The sequence below is a fragment of the Roseovarius sp. MBR-6 genome, assembly GCF_040547525.1.
In the GTDB taxonomy this organism is placed as follows: Bacteria; Pseudomonadota; Alphaproteobacteria; order Rhodobacterales; family Rhodobacteraceae; genus Roseovarius.
Window position 1 is genome coordinate 120,220 of sequence record NZ_JBEPPW010000009.1, and the last position, 17,077, is coordinate 137,296.

Annotated in this window: 16 protein-coding genes and 1 riboswitch; of the genes, 8 read left to right on the forward strand and 8 right to left on the reverse strand. The window is 67.7% G+C overall.

From position 1 onward, the window contains the following. Positions 1-4: 4 nt before the first annotated feature. From ABIE57_RS12765 to ABIE57_RS12775, 3 genes are all read right to left on the reverse strand, one after another. Entirely contained in the window at positions 5-781 is a 777-nt protein-coding gene (locus ABIE57_RS12765; RefSeq protein ID WP_354539412.1) for a gamma-glutamyl-gamma-aminobutyrate hydrolase family protein, read from the reverse strand. Positions 782-958: 177 nt separating this feature from the next. After that, on the reverse strand, positions 959-1,144 hold the full coding sequence (locus tag ABIE57_RS12770; protein ID WP_354539413.1) for a DUF2256 domain-containing protein: 186 nt from the start codon (positions 1,142-1,144) through the stop codon (positions 959-961). Next, positions 1,145-2,635 carry an FAD-binding domain-containing protein gene (locus tag ABIE57_RS12775; protein WP_354539414.1) on the reverse strand — a complete coding sequence of 497 codons (1,491 nt, stop codon included), beginning with the start codon at positions 2,633-2,635 and terminating at the stop codon, positions 1,145-1,147. Positions 2,636-2,730: 95 nt separating this feature from the next. Here ABIE57_RS12775 and pepN point away from each other — a divergent pair, with 95 nt between their 5' ends. Beyond that, positions 2,731-5,283: an aminopeptidase N gene (gene pepN, locus ABIE57_RS12780; protein WP_354539415.1), complete on the forward strand. Its 2,553-nt coding sequence runs from the start codon at positions 2,731-2,733 to the stop codon at positions 5,281-5,283. On the opposite strand, the gene ABIE57_RS12785 is transcribed toward pepN, so the two are convergent. After that, the gene (locus tag ABIE57_RS12785) at positions 5,280-6,254 is read right to left on the reverse strand and encodes a transglycosylase SLT domain-containing protein (protein ID WP_354539416.1); all 975 of its coding nucleotides are present in this window, start codon (positions 6,252-6,254) and stop codon (positions 5,280-5,282) included. The genes pepN and ABIE57_RS12785 overlap by 4 nt on opposite strands. Here ABIE57_RS12785 and ABIE57_RS12790 point away from each other — a divergent pair. Continuing rightward, entirely contained in the window at positions 6,237-7,343 is a 1,107-nt protein-coding gene (locus ABIE57_RS12790) for a hypothetical protein (protein WP_354539417.1), read from the forward strand. The genes ABIE57_RS12785 and ABIE57_RS12790 overlap by 18 nt on opposite strands. 131 nt (positions 7,344-7,474) lie before the next feature. Next, on the forward strand, positions 7,475-7,900 hold the full coding sequence (locus ABIE57_RS12795) for a c-type cytochrome (protein ID WP_354539418.1): 426 nt from the start codon (positions 7,475-7,477) through the stop codon (positions 7,898-7,900). On the opposite strand, the gene ABIE57_RS12800 is transcribed toward ABIE57_RS12795, so the two are convergent. After that, complete coding sequence (locus tag ABIE57_RS12800) at positions 7,873-8,928, reverse strand: GGDEF domain-containing protein (protein WP_354539419.1); 1,056 nt, start codon at positions 8,926-8,928, stop codon at positions 7,873-7,875. The genes ABIE57_RS12795 and ABIE57_RS12800 overlap by 28 nt on opposite strands. Then, the gene (locus tag ABIE57_RS12805) at positions 8,925-9,527 is read right to left on the reverse strand and encodes a heme NO-binding domain-containing protein (protein WP_354539420.1); all 603 of its coding nucleotides are present in this window, start codon (positions 9,525-9,527) and stop codon (positions 8,925-8,927) included. Before ABIE57_RS12805 ends, ABIE57_RS12800 begins: the two co-directional genes overlap by 4 nt. 102 nt (positions 9,528-9,629) lie before the next feature. Next, positions 9,630-9,728: riboswitch (TPP riboswitch) on the forward strand. 35 nt (positions 9,729-9,763) lie between these two features. Here ABIE57_RS12805 and ABIE57_RS12810 point away from each other — a divergent pair. Both ABIE57_RS12810 and ABIE57_RS12815 read left to right on the forward strand, forming a co-directional pair. Beyond that, the gene (locus ABIE57_RS12810; RefSeq protein WP_354539421.1) at positions 9,764-10,498 is read left to right on the forward strand and encodes an ABC transporter ATP-binding protein; all 735 of its coding nucleotides are present in this window, start codon (positions 9,764-9,766) and stop codon (positions 10,496-10,498) included. Continuing rightward, positions 10,495-11,235, forward strand: a complete 741-nt coding sequence (locus ABIE57_RS12815; protein WP_354539422.1) for an ABC transporter permease — start codon at positions 10,495-10,497, stop codon at positions 11,233-11,235. The genes ABIE57_RS12810 and ABIE57_RS12815 overlap by 4 nt, the downstream gene beginning before the upstream one ends. A gap of 9 nt (positions 11,236-11,244) precedes the next feature. Here ABIE57_RS12815 and ppk2 read toward each other — a convergent pair whose 3' ends face one another. Next, positions 11,245-12,177, reverse strand: a complete 933-nt coding sequence (gene ppk2 / locus ABIE57_RS12820; protein WP_354539423.1) for a polyphosphate kinase 2 — start codon at positions 12,175-12,177, stop codon at positions 11,245-11,247. Positions 12,178-12,280: 103 nt separating this feature from the next. After that, entirely contained in the window at positions 12,281-12,514 is a 234-nt protein-coding gene (locus ABIE57_RS12825; RefSeq protein ID WP_354539424.1) for a hypothetical protein, read from the reverse strand. 392 nt (positions 12,515-12,906) lie between these two features. Between ABIE57_RS12825 and gpmI the strand changes: the two genes are divergently transcribed. The 3 genes from gpmI to ABIE57_RS12840 are packed head-to-tail and all read left to right on the forward strand — an operon-like array spanning position 12,907 to position 16,901. Further along, positions 12,907-14,421: a 2,3-bisphosphoglycerate-independent phosphoglycerate mutase gene (gene gpmI / locus ABIE57_RS12830; RefSeq protein WP_354539425.1), complete on the forward strand. Its 1,515-nt coding sequence runs from the start codon at positions 12,907-12,909 to the stop codon at positions 14,419-14,421. Next, a complete protein-coding gene (locus tag ABIE57_RS12835; protein WP_354539426.1) occupies positions 14,418-15,557 on the forward strand; it encodes a murein hydrolase activator EnvC family protein in 1,140 nt (379 codons plus the stop codon). Before gpmI ends, ABIE57_RS12835 begins: the two co-directional genes overlap by 4 nt. A gap of 3 nt (positions 15,558-15,560) precedes the next feature. Next, a complete protein-coding gene (locus ABIE57_RS12840) occupies positions 15,561-16,901 on the forward strand; it encodes a S41 family peptidase (RefSeq protein WP_354539427.1) in 1,341 nt (446 codons plus the stop codon). Positions 16,902-17,077: the final 176 nt, after the last annotated feature.

Consider the following 17,077-nt stretch of genomic DNA (forward strand, 5'->3'; position numbering starts at 1 on the left):
GCGCTCAGGCGCGGCGCCGCAGCGGCGCGCCCTGCCCCGCCGCCCAGTCCCGCACCGCATCGCCGAAGGCCGCAAAGAGCGGGCGGCTGACCGGATCATTGGCGGCATTGTATTCCGGGTGCCACTGCACCGAGAGGGTAAAGCCCTTTGCCCCGTCGACATAAAGCGCCTCGGGCGTGCCGTCCTGCGCCCAGCCGTCGATAACCACACCGCGCCCGGGGCGCACGATCCCCTGCCCGTGCAGCGTGTTGGTCATCACCTCCTCGGCCCCCATCAACCGGTGGAACACGCCGCCCGTCGCAAAACGCACCTTGTGGCGCAGCGCGAACTGCTCTTCCATCGTGCCGTCGGGCGGCATCCGGTGATTGTCGCGCCCCGGAAGATCGCGAATCTCGGGGTGCAGCGTGCCGCCAAGCGCGACGTTCACCTCCTGAAATCCCCGGCAAATGCCCAGAAACGGCTGGCCGCGCTCGATGCAGGCGCGCACCAGCGGCAGCGTGATCGCGTCGCGCGCCCGGTCAAAGGCCCCATGCGCCTCGGTTGCGGCCTCGCCATATTCCTCGGGGTGGACATTGGGCCGCCCGCCCGTGAGCAGGAAGCCGTCGCACACCTCCAGCAACTCGGCCACGCTGACATAGCGCGGATCCGAGGGGATGATCAGCGGCAGACACGCCGCCACCTCGGCCACCGCCGACGAATTGATCGTCCCGCCCGCATGGGTCGGATAGCGGTTGTCGATCCGATACTGGTTGCCGATGATACCGACGATCGGGCGGGCCATGATGCGTGTCTTTCTGGTCGTTCGTGAAACCTTGACCCAAATATATGGCAAAACGGAATAACAAAAGATCACCGCGCGCACAGGTTTTCGTGCGATTGCGCGAATTTGCGCGGATTTCGTGCACGGTTTGGTCACTTCCCTGCGCGAGACTGGGGCTCGTGGGCGGCGTCGCCTGTCTTATCGGCCATCTGCATCCCGGTCGGCGGCGGCGATGTCGTCCACACCACGCGCGCGGCGGCACCGCTCGCTGCAATGGCGCACCGCATCCCAGACGCGCGCCCATTTGCGCCGCCAGACCATCGGGCGGCCGCAGGTCGCACAGGTCTTGACCGGCAGATCCGGCTTTCGGCGCATCCGTGCCATCTAGAGATCAAGGCTCAATTGCGCCGGATCGCGCGTCCGGCGGCGCGGCGCGCGCTTGCGGCTGGCGTGTCTGGCCACGATCCGGGCGGTCTCGGCATCGCCCTCATGCGCCCGCCGACAGGCCCAGACCGCCTCTCGCGCCGCCCGCGCCGCCGCCATCGGCTCCACCACCGGCGCGGGATAACGGCGGCCCAGCAGACCCGCCGCCCCCTCCCACTCCCAGGGCCGGTGCAGGAACCGGTCGGGCACGTCGCCAAGCTCGGGCAGCCAGCGCCGCGTGAACGCGCCGCCCGCGTCCTGATCCAGCCCCTGCTTGACGGGATTGTAGATGCGGATCGTGTTCATCCCCGTGGTGCCCGATTGCATCTGCACCTGAGACCAGTGAATCCCCGGCTCGTAATCGGTGAAATACCGCGCCAGCACCGGCCCCGTGGCGCGCCAGTCCAGCCAGAGATGATAGGACGCCACCGCCATCAGCATCGCGCGCATCCGGAAATTGAGCCATCCCGTCGCGATCAGCGACCGCATGCAGGCATCGACAAAGGGCAGCCCCGTCTCGCCCTTCGCCCAGGCCGCCAGCCGCGCAGGCTCCGGAACGCACGGGCGCAGCCCCTCATAGGCCGGGTGCAGGCAACGATGCTCGATCGAGGGTGCATCCTCCAGCTTTTGGATGAAGTGGTCGCGCCACGCCAGCCGCGCCTGAAACGAGCGCATCGCGCGCGCCCAATCGGCCCCGCGCCGCTCTGGCGCGCGCGCGCCCGCCTGCACTGCCTCGCGCACCGAGAGCGTCCCGAAGGCCAGATGTGGCGAAAGACGCGAGCAGGCCGCCGCCCCGGCCAGCGGCGAGGACATGGCGCGTGTATAGTGCTTGCCGCGCGTCGCCAGAAAGCTGTCCAGCCGCTCGATGGCCGCGCATCGCCCGCCCCTTTGCCGCTCGGGGCAGGGATCATCAAGGCCAAGCGCCGCCGCACCGGGCAGGCCCTCGCTCTCGACCCCCGCCACCGCGCGGCCCGCCCGAAGGGGCGGGACAAGCGGCGCGCGCAGGAAGGCGTCGCGCCGCGCGCTCCATTCGTCCCGGCTCGGCAGGCACCGCACCACCGCGCAGTGCGGCACCTCGTGCCAGACCACCCCTTGCGCCCGCGCCCACGCCGCCACCTCGCGGTCGCGCGCATAGCTCAGCGCATTGCCGGTCTCCTCATGGCTCACCAGCGCGCCCACGCCCTGCGCCGCGCGCAACCCCTCCAGCACCTCCACGGCGCGGCCGACCCGGATCACCAGAGGCACCCCCGCCGCCGCAAGCCCCGCGCGCAGACTATCCAGACACTCCGCCAGAAACGCATAATGCCGCCCCGAGGCATCGGGGGCCTCCCAAAGCGCCGGCTCCACAATATAAAGCGGAATGACCGGGCCAAGCGCCACGGCACGCGCCAGGCCCGGGTGATCCTCCACCCGCAAATCGCGCTTGAACCAACAGATCACCGGCCTTTCCATGGGTGGCAACATAGCCGTGCCGCGCGGCTTGGAAAGCCCCGTTGCAGCCCGGCGCGCACGCGCTTACCCTGCCCCCAAAGCATGAGGAGAGCCCGATGAAGGACGCCACGCCGCAGCCCGTCTATCTCAAGGATTACACGCCGCCCGCGTGGCTTGTGGACGAGGTGCATCTCACCTTCCGTCTTGTGCCGGAGGCCACGCGCGTGCAGAGCCGCATCCGCTTTCGCCCCAACCCGGGGGCGGCGGAGCGCGGCTTTTTCCTCCATGGCGAGGGGCTGCGGCTGATTTCCGCGCGCATCGACGGGGCCGAGGTCGCGCCCGAGATAACGCCCGAGGGGCTGCGCGCGGACGTGCCCGACGCGCCCTTTCTCTGGGAGGCCGAGGTCGAGATCGCCCCGGCACAAAATACAGCCCTTGAAGGTCTTTACATGTCGAGCCTCATGTATTGCACGCAATGCGAGGCGGAAGGGTTCCGCAAGATCACCTATTATCCCGACCGCCCCGATGTGATGGCCGTCTTTACCGTGCGCATCGAAAGCGATCTGCCTGTGATGCTGTCCAATGGCAATCCCGTGGCCTCCGGCGATGGCTGGGCGGAATGGCACGATCCCTGGCCCAAACCCAGCTATCTCTTTGCCCTCGTGGCGGGCGATCTGGTGGCCCATCCCGACCGCTTCACCACCCGCTCGGGCCGCGAGGTGGCGCTCAACATCTGGGTGCGTCCCGGCGACGAGGACAAATGCGCCTTCGGCATGGAAGCGCTCAAGAAATCCATGCGTTGGGATGAAGAGGTCTACGGGCGCGAATACGACCTCGACATCTTCAACATCGTCGCCGTGGACGACTTCAACATGGGCGCGATGGAAAACAAAGGCTTGAACATTTTCAACTCAAGTTGCGTTTTATCCACTGAAAAGACCTCTACAGATGCCAATTTCGAACGTATCGAGGCGATCATTGCCCATGAATACTTTCACAACTGGACCGGCAACCGCATCACCTGCCGCGACTGGTTCCAGCTTTGCCTCAAGGAGGGGCTGACGGTTTTTCGCGACGCTCAGTTCACCGCAGATCTGCGCTCGGCCCCCGTCAAGCGCATCCATGACGTGATCACCCTGCGCGCGCGCCAGTTCCGCGAGGATGCGGGGCCGCTCGCCCATCCGGTGCGACCCGACAGTTTCATCGAGATCAACAATTTCTACACCGCAACCGTCTATGAGAAAGGGGCCGAACTGATCGGCATGCTCAAGCGACTTGTGGGTGACGCCGCCTATGCAAGCGCGCTCGACCTATATTTCACCCGCCATGACGGACAGGCCTGCACCATCGAGGATTGGCTGAAGGTTTTCGAGGAGACCACCGGGCGCGATCTCGCGCAGTTCAAGCTTTGGTATGAAGAGGCCGGAACGCCCCGGCTACGCGTCACGGACGACTTCAACAATGGCACGTATACGCTTCATTTTGAACAGGAAACGCCGCCCACTCCCGGCCAGTCCGTCAAACGCCCCCGTGTCATTCCCATCGCCATCGGGTTGCTTGGCCCCAATGGCGACGAGATCCACGGCACCTCCGTTCTGGAAATGACCGAACCGCGTCAGAGCTTTGCTTTCGACGGTTTAGCCTCGCGTCCCATCCCTTCGATCCTGCGGGATTTTTCCGCACCGGTGATCCTTGAACGAGCTACGGACAATGCCGAACGCGCCTTTCTCTTCGCCCATGACACCGACCCGTTCAACCGCTGGGAGGCCGGGCGCGCGCTGGCGCGCGAGACCCTTCTGGCGATGATCCGCGCGGGGGCCGCGCCCGACCCGGCCTATCTCGACGCCGTGCACGCCATGGTCCGCAACGAGACGCTCGACCCGGCCTTTCGCGCCCTCGCCCTTGGCCTGCCAAGCGAGGACGACCTGGCCCAGACCCTCCACGCCGCCGGAGAGACGCCCGACCCGCAAGCCATATGGCAGGCGCGCGAGGCACTCGACGAGGTCCGCGCCAAGGCGATGGAGACGACACTCGCCGATCTCTATGCCCGCCATCAAGTCACGGCCCCCTACCGCCCCGATCCCGATCAGGTGGGTGCGCGCGCGCTGGCCAATGCAGCACTCGGCCTGCTGACGCGGCGTGACGGCGGCGCGCGGGCGCAGGCGCAATTCAACCGCGCCGACAACATGACCCAGCAACTCGCGGCGCTTGGCTGTCTTTTGCGCGCCGACGCGGGAGCGGCGGCCAGCGACGCCTTCTATCGCCAATGGTCGCATGACCGGCTGGTGATGGACAAATGGTTCGGGCTGCGCGTTCTGGAGGCGGCCCCCGACCAGGCGGTCCAAACCGCCGAGGCCCTCACCCGGCATCCCGATTTCACCCTCCGCAACCCCAACCGCTTTCGCGCCGTTCTGGGATCGCTCGCCGCGAATCCTGCCGGTTTCCACCATATTTCGGGGCGCGGCTATCGGCTCATGGCAGATATGCTCATCGCGCTGGATCCGCTCAATCCGCAGACAACCGCGCGGATGTGCGCGGCCTTCGAGACATGGCGGCGCTATGACAGCACGCGCCAGACGCTTGTCGCGGCAGAGCTTGACCGCATCCTCGCCACCCCCGGCCTCAGCCGCGACACCACCGAAATGCTGGGCCGAATTCGCGCCGCCTAATCCGTGACACGCGCCAACCTGTCAGGCCGCGCGCGCGGCCGCACCGCCGAGAGCGGCTTGCAATAGCTCTGCGCGCGCAACCAGCCCTGCATGTCGGCGCGTTTCGCGGCGCTCTTGAGCGGCCCCCAATCGGCGGCCACCCCCCCGCCGCCTGCCGCAATCACGCCGTCGCGCGGCACCGTCCGCGCCATGATGCGGATCGCACAGGACAGGTTGTCCGGCCCGTGGCGCAGCGCCTCGCCGCTTTCGGCCCGACAGCCGTAGCCGCGCGCCGTGGAGGGCAGGATCTGCAACAGGCCATACCACCGCCCGCCACCGCCGACCGCGCGCGGATCAAAGGTGCTCTCATGCTTGGCCAGCGCCGACAGAAACCCCACCCAGAAGGCACGGCGGCGGCGCTCGTCGTCCTGCGGATAGGACGGGCACCAGTTCGCCACGTCGCGCGGCACCATGCCCACAAGCGGCGCGCCATGCGCCTTGAGCGCCGAGAGTGCCGAGCGGGTGAAGAGCGCGGCATCGCGCCGATGCTCCCACCTTGTGCGCGGAATAGTGCCGGTGCGCGCCACCTCCGGCGGGCGCAGGCGCGGCTCCGGAATCGGCTCCGCCAACCCGGATGTCGGAAAAAACCACGCCATGACAAGCACTAATACCCATCTCATCGGGCAACTCTGCCGCAGCGCGCCGCGCGTGGCAATCCCCACCGCCCAATTCCCCGGCATCACCGCAGCCGCGCCCAGATTTGGCCGAAATGACACGGCAGCGTGGATCGCATGCAGACCGTCGGAGACGTCATGAATTTCGCCCCCCTTGAGCCGCAGCAGATCACCGAGCGCCGAAAGCCCCGGAAACGACGGGCACACGCTCCGTTGCTCGGACTCTTGCGGCGTCTCGGGCTTGCGCGCCCACCCGATCTCGACGATCTGAGCAAACGGATTTTGCTGCCCTCGCTGCCAATGAGCGACGAGGAACATATGCGTGATCACTGGTTCGGCATCGGGCAGCGGTGTGCCCGGCAAGAGGATTGGGAGGTTCTCGCCGAACGGATCACCGAGGCCGATCGCAACCGCCTGCAAACCCCCGGCGGCGACATGGTCTCGGGCCTCATTGCGCAAGGCGCGCGCGCCGATATCATCGCCGCCGCCGGGCACGCCATCGCGGATGGCCGTGACCCGGACGAGGCCGGCCTCGCGGCGCTCCATGGCGTCATGACCGAGCACGCCGGCTCTTATCCCATCGCGCTCATGTTGGCGCAGGTCCATGTCGATATCGGCCGCGCCTGGCGGACCAGCGGTGTGGCACAGGCAGAGGTCCGGTTCCTTGAGAATTTCGCGATCGCCGAGGCGCTGCTCGACCCGCTTGACGCCGCCGCCCTCGACGCGCCCTCGCTCGCATTTGCGCAATGCGCCCTTCTGGCCGCGCGGCCCGCACCACGACGGCGGGTGGCCGAGGATTATGGCCGGTTGATCAATCTCGATCCGGCGACGCCCGCGCATATGCGCGCCCTCGGCGAGGCCCTGTTGCCCGCGCGGTTCGGCTCGTATCAGGAGATCGAGACCGAGGCGCGGCGCACGGCGGCACGCACCGGCGCAGCCTGGGGGGAGGGCGGCTATGCCTGGGTCTGGCTGGATGCGCTCACGCTCGATCCGGGCGGGCTTGGCACCGTCGATGCGGCCTGTTTCGCCGATGGGTTGCGCGCCATCGTGCAGCGCAAGCCCGATCAGCACGTGATCAACCTTCTTGCCGCCTTTTGCGGTCTGACACTGGCCCCGCGCCGGTCCGGCACGCGGATGAGCGCGGCGCAGGAACGCGCGCGCGCCACCATCCACGGCTGTCTTGGCTGGCTCATTGCCGATCACCTGCAAGAGCTGCACCCGCTCCTGTGGTCGCAGGCCGTTCTGGAACCGGGACGCATCACGGCGCTGCCTGCGCGTCGAACCTTGCTGCAAACCGGTCGGCAGACCGCCTTGCGCACGATTGCCGCCTGCTTTGCCGAGGAGATGGCGGATGGGAAATCGCTCGCCTTTTCGTCGGCCGGCATGTATCGGCTGCCCGCCCTCTGACCCCTGCGCGCCTGACAACCGCACACATCGTTGTGAGAGGACATGACAAGCCTGTGATGCAGGGCGATGGCCTGTTGTGTCTTGCGAGGCCTGTGCCAACTCTTGATCAGGGTCACGCGGGAAGGATCATCATGAAAATCAACCTTTGGGCGATCTGCCTGATCGGGATCACCGGCCCCGGCCTCCCCGCCTCGGCCGCCGATCCCGAGCGCGGCGCACAGCTCTTCGAGGATTGTCGCGCCTGTCACACCGTGACGGATCAAAGCGGGCGAACCATCATACGCGGCGGGCGGACGGGCCCCAATCTGCATGGCGTGATCGGACGGCACGCGGGCAGTGTGCCGGGATTTCACTATTCGGTCTCGATGATCGAGGCCGGTCGTCGCGGCTTGCGCTGGAACGAGGCCGATTTTGTCGTCTATGTGCGCGATGCGACGGAATTTCTTCGGGCGTATCTGGACGATCCGACCGCCCGGGGCAAGATGGCCTACAAATTGCCCGATGCGGAAAAGGCGCGCGATGTGTGGTCCTATCTGGAACGCATTGCCACCCCCTGACCGTCGTGCCGGGCTGCGGCGGAGGAGGCGACCGGTGGCGCGGGAGCGATCACGAAGCGACCGCGACCGGCGTCCTTGGCGGCATAAAGCGCGCGATCAGCCACAGCCATGAGCGCCTCTGCCTCGTCACCGGCCCGCATCCGGCCCAGGGCACCCCCGATGCTGGCGGAAACGCGATGGCACCGCGCGCCATCGCTCACCGGTTCCTCGATCACCGAAATCAGCCGCCTCGCGACAGGATCAAGGTCGGCCCTGTCCGTCATCCCGGGCAGAAGCAGGACAAATTCATCCCCCCCCACCCGCGCGACGATGTCGTCGACGCGCACCACCGAGAGCATCCGCCGCGCCACCACGCGCAAGACCAGGTCCCCCGCCGCATGGCCTTGGGTATCGTTGACCTGCTTGAAATGGTCGAGATCGAGATGCAGGAAAGCGCAGGGTTGGTCCGTTTCCCGAAGTCGCGCAAGCGCAAGGTCGAAGGCGCGGCGATTGCGCAACCCGGTCAGCGGGTCGGTGAGCGCCTGTTCCTGTGCCGCCTGGCGCGCCCCCTCCAGCCGGTGATTGAGGCGGCGCGATTCCTCCATTGCCACACTCTTGGCCTCGAGCAGGTAGAGCATTTCCGTGGTTGGGTCGGTCGCCGCGAAATCCGCGCCCGTCAGGGCGTAATCGCGCACCGCCTCGACCACCGAAATGCCGAAGGAAAGGTTGAGGACCACGCCGCCCGCAGGGCCAAGCGATCCGTCCCCGGGCAGGCGGCACACCACGCCCTTGAGCACATGAGAGGCGCCCGTGCGTGGCCGAAGCCGGAGCCGCGCCCCCTCCAGCGCAGCCAGCCCGGCCATGGTGTCGACACTCTGCGGTCGCAGCACCTCGAACAGTTCCAGAAACCGCGCGCCGACACTCTCGCGCGGGGCCAGGACCCGGGCCAGCGTCGGCCCGGCGGCCAGCACATGCCCGGTCGGCCCGACAAGGGCGAACATCGGGCAAAGCCGCGCGAGCATCGCGTCAAGCGCCGCGACCGCGGTCATCGCACGACCGGCCCCGCGCCGAGATCAAAGGCGCGCCCGTGGGCAAAGGCGGCGTCAAGCAACCGCACCTCGATCACCTCGCGCCGGGCATCCGCGCCCCGAGAGCCGATCAGCACCAGCGCGCCATAGTCATCCGCCATCGCCCGGAGCATCCCCACGAGCACCGGACCGAGCGGAAGCCCCGCCCGCGGACATGCCCCCACCTCGATCCGGTAAAGCCCCGGCATCTCCGGATGAAGCCGGATTTCGGGCAGGGCAAAATCCGGCATGGCGAGACGCGCGCGATCCGGCAAATCCTCCAGCGAGTGCAGGAAATCGAGAAAATCGACGCCACCGAAGCGCAAGAGCCTGCGCACCGCCTCGGTGCGCGGCTGCGAGACCAGATAGGTGCCCAGATCCTCCAGCACCTCCTCGGGCGCGCGCCCCACCCGCTCGGCCAGCGCCGCGAGCAGCCGCTCGGTCACCTCCGGCGCGCAGGGCATCAGCGGCTCGAACGCCGCCTCGCCAAGCGACAGCGCCTCCACCAGCGCCCGCCGGAGCGCCTCGCCATACGTGTCGCGCACGAACCAATCGAGCGCGCGGTTGATCAACCCGTTCATATCCCTCTCCACGCCGATGGGCACAGTATCGCAAGCGTTCTTTAACAAAACCTGAACGCGTGCCGGAAAACTTGCCCCGGCGCGCCCGCGATGCTACGCAGCGCGCATCCGTTGGGGTGCCCGCAAGGGCTGAGAGGCACGCGCCAACCCATCGAACCTGATCCGGCTCGCACCGGCGGAGGGAACGGAGCACGCCCACGCCCCCCTCCCTGCGCGCCCCTGACCGAGGACCGCCCATGTGCGCCGCCCCCGCGCTATTGATCGACGGCACCGCCCGTATCGGCGTGGAGCGGCTCTTTGGCCCCTTGCGCCTCGAGATCGAGGGCGGGCGGATCACCTGCCTGCTCGGCCCCTCGGGCGTGGGCAAGACCACGCTGCTGCGGCTTGTGGCAGGGCTTGACGAGGTGACGCGCTTCGAGGGCCGCATATCCGCCTCTGACGGGCTGCCGCTTGCGGGGCGCATCGCGCTCATGGCACAGGGCGCGGACCTGCTGCCGTGGCGCGACGTGCTGGGAAACGTGGCGCTCGGGGCGCGGCTGCGCGGGCAATCGCCCGACCTGCCCCGTGCCCGCGCGATCATTGACCGGATGGGCCTTGGCCCGCACGCCCGCAAGCGTCCCCATACCCTCTCGGGCGGACAGCGGCAGCGCGTGGCCCTTGCGCGCACATTGATGGAGGACCGCCCCATTGTCCTTCTGGACGAGCCCTTTTCGGCGCTCGACGCGGGCACGCGCGCGCAGATGCAGGACCTCGCCGCCGCGCATCTGGCAGGGCGGACCGTGTGGATGGTGACCCATGATCCCGGGGAGGCCGCGCGGATGGGCCACGCCATCCACATCCTGTCCGAGGCCGGTCTCGAGACCGTCGCGCCGCCCCCCGGCCCGGTCCCGCGTGCGGTCGACGATCCCGACACCCTCGCCGTTCAGGGGAGCCTTCTGGCGCGGCTGCGCGACCTCGGGACAGGCGCATGAACCGCGCCCTGATCCTTGCCGGCACGGTGGCGCTGGCGCTTGGCCTGTGGCAGGCGCTGGTGGTGCTGGCGTCCCTGCCGCCCTTCATCCTGCCGGGCCCCGCGCGCGTGGCCGAGACCCTCTGGAGCAGCCGCGCGCTCATCGCCGAACATGGCCTGATCACCGCCGCCGAGGTGCTCATCGGGCTGGCGCTTGGCGCGGTGCTGGGCGGGGCCTCGGCCATCGGTCTTGCCGCCTCGCCGGTCGCGCGTCGGCTCATTCGCCCGATGATGGTGTTTTCGCAGGCAATCCCGGTCTTTGCCCTCGCGCCGATCCTGACGCTCTGGCTGGGCTATGGCCTTGCCTCCAAGATCGCCATGGCGCTGCTCATCATCTATTTTCCCGTCACGTCGGCGTTCTTTGACGCGCTGATGCGCACGCCGCAGCCGCTTCTTGATCTTGGGCGCGTCATGGGGACGACCCCCGCGCGGCTCATGTGGCATATCCGCGTGCCCGCCGCCCTGCCCGGACTTGCCTCGGGGCTGCGGCTGGCGGCGGTCTATGCTCCGATCGGCGCGATCATCGGCGAATGGGTGGGTGCGTCAAAGGGCCTTGGCTATCTGATGCTGCTGGCCAACGGGCGCGCCAAGATCGACCTGATGTTCGCGGCCCTCATCGTGCTGGCGGTCTTCACGCTGCTCTTGCACCGCGCGGTCGACGCCGGGTGTCGGCGCTGGCTTGACAGCCGGTCGACCTGAGCCGCGCCCTCACCGCCCGGCGCGCGCGTCGGGATGCAGCGACTTGCCCAGGATGTGGTCGGACTTGTGCAGAACGTGCTGCGCCGTCGATACGATCAGCGGATCGGGTGCATGGGCGATCTTGCGATTCTTGCCGGGGTAGTCGATCGAATTCAGGAAATGCAGCATGCAGTTGAGCCGCGCGCGCTTCTTGTCGTCGGACTTGACCACCGTCCAGGGCGCGTCGGCGGTATCGGTGTAAAAGAACATCGCCTCCTTGGCCTCGGTGTAATCGTCCCACTTGTCGAGGCTGGCCTTGTCGATGGGGCTCAGCTTCCAGAGTTTCAACGGATCGGTCTCGCGGCTGGCAAAGCGGGTGCGCTGCTCGCCCTGCGTGACCGAGAACCAGTATTTGAAAAGCCGGATGCCCGAGCGCACCAGCATCCGCTCCAACTCGGGTGTCTCGCGCATGAACTCGAGATATTCATGCGGCTCGCAAAAGCCCATGACGCGCTCCACGCCTGCGCGGTTATACCACGAGCGGTCGTAGAGCACGATCTCGCCCGCCGTGGGCAGATGCTCGATATAGCGCTGGAAATACCATTGCCCGCGCTCCACGTCCGAGGGCTTGTTGAGCGCCACGACACGCGCGGCGCGCGGGTTGAGATGCTCGGTGAAGCGCTTGATCGTGCCGCCTTTGCCGGCCGCGTCGCGCCCCTCGAAGATCAGCACGAATTTCTGCCCCGTCTCCTGCGCCCAGAGCTGGACCTTCAGCAATTCGGCCTGAAGCCGCGCTTTCTGCGCCTCGTAACTGCGGCGGCTGAGGCGGGTCTCATAGGGATAATCACCGTTCTCGAACGCCTGCCGGAGCGAGGCCACCGCCGGCTGTGCCGATCCGGGCGCAGAGATCGCTTCAGGGGCGGTTTCGGTAAGGGCTTCGGTGTTGGCGGCGGTCTCGGTCATACACACACTCCCTGACGATCTGGATTGATAAGCCCGATCCTGACCTTTTGCAGGGCCGCCCGCCTTGATGCGTGTCAAGAAACTGTCACAAATCCGCTCGGGATCATTCCCCGAGGATCGACCCCAGATTGTTGAGGATCGCCACCATGATGAACGCCCCGGCAATCAGCAGCGCAATCAACATCGCAAATTGCACGACAAACGCCCCGGTGCCAAAGCCGAGCGCCAGCAGCGACAGCGTCCGGGGTTCGCGCCGAAAGAGGCCGATCGCGCCGAGGATCGTCGCAAGCACCGCGAGAACCGGCGCGGCATAGGCAAGGACCTCGGCCAGTCCCATCGCAGGCGTTTCCGGCGCGGGCTGCGGCTGACCGAGTATCGAACGGGTCGCGGATTTGCGGATCTCGGCCGCGAACTCGCCGATCTTTGTGGCCGTGCTTGTCTCGGCTGGCTCGAGACATGCAACGCGACGATGAAAACCGCCAGAATGCCGAGCAGCAGACCGGCGAAGCCCCAGACGGGGCGGGGCTCCAGAGCATGAGACGACATGGGTCTCTCCCGAAATGATGATCCGGGTGGCACGCTGCCCGATTATTGGGGTGATTTTGTGAAGATGCTGCGCCCCCCACGGGGCACGGGCGCTGCCGCCATGGCGTCGCACCCAGCCCCTTACCCGCTTTCCCCCGCCTGCCCGCCACGTTAGAAGGGCGCCAGACCAAGGCAGGAGTCGCCATGACCAGACCCGTTGTCCTGTGCATCCTCGACGGCTGGGGGCTGAGCGCGGCCACCGAGGCCAACGCGCCCTATCTGGCGGCGACCCCCACCATGGACCGGCTGATGGCCACCTGCCCCCATGCCACGCTGATCACGCACGGGCCGGATGTCGGCCTGCCCTCCGGGCAGATGGGCAACTCCGAGGTGGGACACACCAATATCGGCGCGGGGCGCGTGGTGGCGATGGATCTGGGCCAGATCGACCTTGCCATCGAGGAGGGCAGTTTCGCCCGCATGACGGCGCTGCAGGATTTCATCACGCGGCTGAAGGAGACCGGCGGGCGCGCGCATCTTCTGGGCCTTGTCTCGGATGGCGGCGTGCACGGGCACATCACCCATATCGCGGCCGCGGCGCAGGCGATCCACGCCGCAGGCGTGCCGGTGATGCTGCACGCGATCACCGACGGGCGCGACGTGGCGCCCAAATCGGCGCGCACCCATCTCGAGCGGCTGGCCTGCATGCTGCCCGAGGGCGTGACCATCGCCACCGTCACGGGACGTTACTTTGCCTTCGATCGTGACAACCGCTGGGAGCGGGTGGAGGAGGCGTATCGCGCCATCGTCGCGGCTGAGGGTCATCGCACGCGCACAGCAAGCATGGCCGTCTCCAACGCCTATGCCCGCTCGGAGACCGATGAATTCATAACCGCCACGGTGATCGGCGACTATGCGGGCGTGGCCGCCGGCGACGGGCTCTTCTGCCTCAATTTCCGCGCCGACCGCGCGCGCGAGATCCTCGGTGCGCTGGCCGATCCCGCCTTCGACGGATTTGCGCGCGAGGCCATGCCCGACTGGGCGGCGCGGCTCGGCATGGTGGAATATTCCGAAACGCTCAACGCGCATTTCGCCACGGTGTTTCCGCCGCGCGTGATCGTCAACACGCTGGCCGAGTGGGTGTCGAAACAGGGCTTGCGGCAATTCCACCTCGCCGAGACCGAGAAATACCCCCATGTCACCTTTTTCCTCAATGGCGGGCGCGAAACCCCCGAACGCGGCGAGGACCGCTACATGGCCGCCTCGCCCAAGGTGGCGACCTATGATCTGCAACCCGAGATGTCGGCGGCCGAAGTGACAGACCATCTCTGCGGCGCGATTGCCGAGCGGTATGATCTCATCGTGGTGAACTACGCCAATCCCGACATGGTGGGCCATACCGGCGATCTGCGCGCGGCCATGGCCGCCTGCGAGGCGGTGGACGCAGGGCTTGGCCGGGCGGTCGCGGCGCTGGAAAAGACCGGCGGCGCGATGATCGTGACAGCGGATCACGGCAATTGCGAGACCATGATCGACCCCGAGACCGGCGGGCCGCATACCGCCCACACGACCAACCCGGTGCCGGTGATTCTTGTCGGCGGGCCCGCGGGGGCGCGGCTGCGGACAGGCGGGCGGCTGGCCGATCTCGCGCCCACGCTGCTGGCGCTGATGGGGCTGGAACAGCCGCCCGAAATGACCGGCCGGAGCCTTCTGGCATGAGGCTGCGCGCGGCCTGCCTCGCGCTTGCGCTTGTGCTTCCGGGGGTCGCCCCGGCGCAGGGCTCTGACCCCGCCACCGATGCGCGCGCCGCCGCCGAGGCGCTCAGCCTCGCCACCGAGGCGCTCGGGCGGGCCGAGGGCGCGCGCAACCGCGTCAAGGCCCTCACCGAGGTGATCCGCGCCTATGAGGACGGGCTCGAGGCGATGCGCGAGGGGCTGCGCCGCGCCGCCCTGCGCGAAGAGGTGCTGCTGGCCGAACTGCGCGCCCGCGAGGATGAAACCGCCCGGCTTCTGGGTGTGTTGCAGACCATGGGCCGCGCGCCCGTGCCGGTGCTGATGCTGCACCCCTCGGGCCCGGTGGGCACGGCACGGGCGGGCATGATCCTCTCCGAGGTGGCCCCCGCGCTCGACGCCCGCGCGCTCGATCTGCGCGAAAAGGTGCAGGATATCGCCGTCCTGCGCGCGCTTCAGCAAAGCGCCGCCGAAAAACTGGCCGAGGGGCTCGAGGGGGTGCAGGACGCGCGCACCCGGCTCAGTCAGGCGATTGCCGCGCGCGAGGACCTGCCGCGCCGTTTTACCGAGGATCCGGTGCGCACCGCGCTGCTGATTGCCTCGACCGAGACGCTGGAGGGCTTTGCCTCTGGCTTGAGCGAAATCGCCGTGGACGAGGCCCCCGGAAGCCTTCCGGGCATCGAGAGCCGCAAGGGCACACTGCCCCTGCCGGTCGAGGGCGTGATCCTGCGCCGCGCGAACGAGGCGGATGCGGCAGGCGTCACCCGCCCCGGCATCGTCCTGGCCACACGCCCGCGCGCTCTTGTCACCACCCCGGTGCCCGCGACGTTGCGCTATCGCGGCCCCTTGCTCGACTACGGAAATGTGATCATCCTGGAACCGCAGAGCGGGATTCTCATGGTGTTCGCAGGGCTTGACATCGTTTACGGTCGCATCGGCGAAGTGCTTCCCGGCGGCAGCCCCGTGGGCCTGATGGGCGGGCCCGGAGACGGCAGCGATCTGCTGGCCACCGCCACCCGCACCGAAGGGGGTGCCACGCGCAGCGAAACGCTCTATATCGAAGTGAGGCAAGACAATGAACCCGTCGATCCGCTCGCGTGGTTCCAAACCGACAAGGAAGGTTGAGAGATGAAGAAATTCCTGATGGCCACCGCCGCCGGCATCCTGACCGGCGCGGTCGTGACAACGCAGGTGGCCGCGCCGCTTCTGGCGCAGGAAAACACGCAGTCAAGCTCGGTCTACGAGCAGCTCGACCTCTTCGGGGACATCTTCGAGCGGGTGCGCGCGCAATATGTCGAGGATGTGGACACCCGCAAGCTGATCGAGGCGGCGATCAACGGGATGCTCACCTCGCTCGATCCGCATTCGAGCTATCTCTCGCCCGACGACGCCGAGAACATGCAGGTGCAGACGCGCGGCGAGTTCGGCGGCCTCGGCATCGAGGTCACGCAGGAGGATGGATTCGTCAAGGTGGTCTCGCCGATGGACGGCACCCCTGCCGATCTCGCCGGGATCGAACCTGGCGATTTCATCACCCATGTGGATGGCGAAAGCGTGCTCGGCCTCACCCTCAACGAGGCGGTGGACAGGATGCGCGGCCCCGTGGGCAGCGAGATCGTCATCACCGTGGTGCGCGAAGGCACGGCAGAACCCTTCGACGTGTCGATCATCCGCGACACGATCAAGCTGACGGCCGTGCGCGCCCGCACCGAACGCGATGCGGTGGTGCTGCGTGTCACCACCTTCAACGACCAGACCTTCAGCAATCTCGAATCGAGCCTCAACGAACAGGCCGAGGCGCTTGGCGGAATCGACAAGATCAGCGGCATCGTGCTCGACCTGCGCAACAATCCCGGCGGGCTTCTGACGCAGGCGATCAAGGTCTCGGATGCGTTCCTCGACAAGGGAGAGATCGTCTCGACCCGCGGGCGCAACGTGCAGGATGGCGAGCGGTTCAACGCCACCCCCGGCGATCTGGCGCAGGGCAAGCCCATCGTCGTGCTGATCAACGGCGGCTCTGCGTCGGCCTCGGAAATCGTCGCGGGCGCGCTTCAGGATCACAACCGGGCGATCGTGGTGGGCACCAAAAGCTTTGGCAAGGGGTCGGTGCAGACGGTCATGCCGCTTCGGGGCAATGGCGCGATGCGGCTGACGACCTCGCGCTACTACACCCCTTCGGGCCGGTCGATCCAGGCGCTTGGTGTCAGCCCCGATATCGTCGTCGAACAGCCCCGCCGCACCCCCGCGACCGAAGAGCCCGAGGCAACGAACCGCCCTTCGCGCTCGGAGGCCGATCTGCGCGGACGGCTCAGCAATGACAGCCTGAGCGAGGACGAGATCCGCCAGATCGAGGAAGAGCGCAAGCGCGCCGAAGACGTGGCCAAGCTGCGCGAGGAGGATTACCAGCTTGCCTACGCGGTCGACATCCTGCGCGGCCTCGCCGTGATGGGCGGCAACGGCCAAGAGTAACCCGGACGCAACATCCCGGAAAACCCCGCCATCGCGCGGGGTTTTTCATGGGTGCGGCGGGGGGCGATTGGCCTGAAGGGGACGGTCGCCTCCTGTCCCCCGCGCGGAATCAAGGCGTGCTTGCACGCCGCCGCGCGAGCGCCCGACCGCCCCCCGGGCGGGCGCTTCTGCAACGT

Excerpts from the sequence above, each read along its gene's own strand:
- ABIE57_RS12765 (WP_354539412.1), bottom strand. The coding sequence starts at position 781 with ATGGCCCGCCCGATCGTCGGTATCATCGGCAACCAGTATCGGATCGAC.
- ABIE57_RS12770 (WP_354539413.1), bottom strand. The coding sequence starts at position 1,144 with ATGGCACGGATGCGCCGAAAGCCGGATCTGCCGGTCAAGACCTGTGCG.
- ABIE57_RS12775 (WP_354539414.1), bottom strand. The coding sequence starts at position 2,635 with ATGGAAAGGCCGGTGATCTGTTGGTTCAAGCGCGATTTGCGGGTGGAG.
- pepN (WP_354539415.1), top strand. The coding sequence starts at position 2,731 with ATGAAGGACGCCACGCCGCAGCCCGTCTATCTCAAGGATTACACGCCG.
- ABIE57_RS12790 (WP_354539417.1), top strand. The coding sequence starts at position 6,237 with ATGAGCGACGAGGAACATATGCGTGATCACTGGTTCGGCATCGGGCAG.
- ABIE57_RS12785 (WP_354539416.1), bottom strand. The coding sequence starts at position 6,254 with ATGTTCCTCGTCGCTCATTGGCAGCGAGGGCAGCAAAATCCGTTTGCT.
- ABIE57_RS12795 (WP_354539418.1), top strand. The coding sequence starts at position 7,475 with ATGAAAATCAACCTTTGGGCGATCTGCCTGATCGGGATCACCGGCCCC.
- ABIE57_RS12800 (WP_354539419.1), bottom strand. The coding sequence starts at position 8,928 with ATGACCGCGGTCGCGGCGCTTGACGCGATGCTCGCGCGGCTTTGCCCG.
- ABIE57_RS12805 (WP_354539420.1), bottom strand. The coding sequence starts at position 9,527 with ATGAACGGGTTGATCAACCGCGCGCTCGATTGGTTCGTGCGCGACACG.
- ABIE57_RS12810 (WP_354539421.1), top strand. The coding sequence starts at position 9,764 with ATGTGCGCCGCCCCCGCGCTATTGATCGACGGCACCGCCCGTATCGGC.
- ABIE57_RS12815 (WP_354539422.1), top strand. The coding sequence starts at position 10,495 with ATGAACCGCGCCCTGATCCTTGCCGGCACGGTGGCGCTGGCGCTTGGC.
- ppk2 (WP_354539423.1), bottom strand. The coding sequence starts at position 12,177 with ATGACCGAGACCGCCGCCAACACCGAAGCCCTTACCGAAACCGCCCCT.
- ABIE57_RS12825 (WP_354539424.1), bottom strand. The coding sequence starts at position 12,514 with ATGGGACTGGCCGAGGTCCTTGCCTATGCCGCGCCGGTTCTCGCGGTG.
- gpmI (WP_354539425.1), top strand. The coding sequence starts at position 12,907 with ATGACCAGACCCGTTGTCCTGTGCATCCTCGACGGCTGGGGGCTGAGC.
- ABIE57_RS12835 (WP_354539426.1), top strand. The coding sequence starts at position 14,418 with ATGAGGCTGCGCGCGGCCTGCCTCGCGCTTGCGCTTGTGCTTCCGGGG.
- ABIE57_RS12840 (WP_354539427.1), top strand. The coding sequence starts at position 15,561 with ATGAAGAAATTCCTGATGGCCACCGCCGCCGGCATCCTGACCGGCGCG.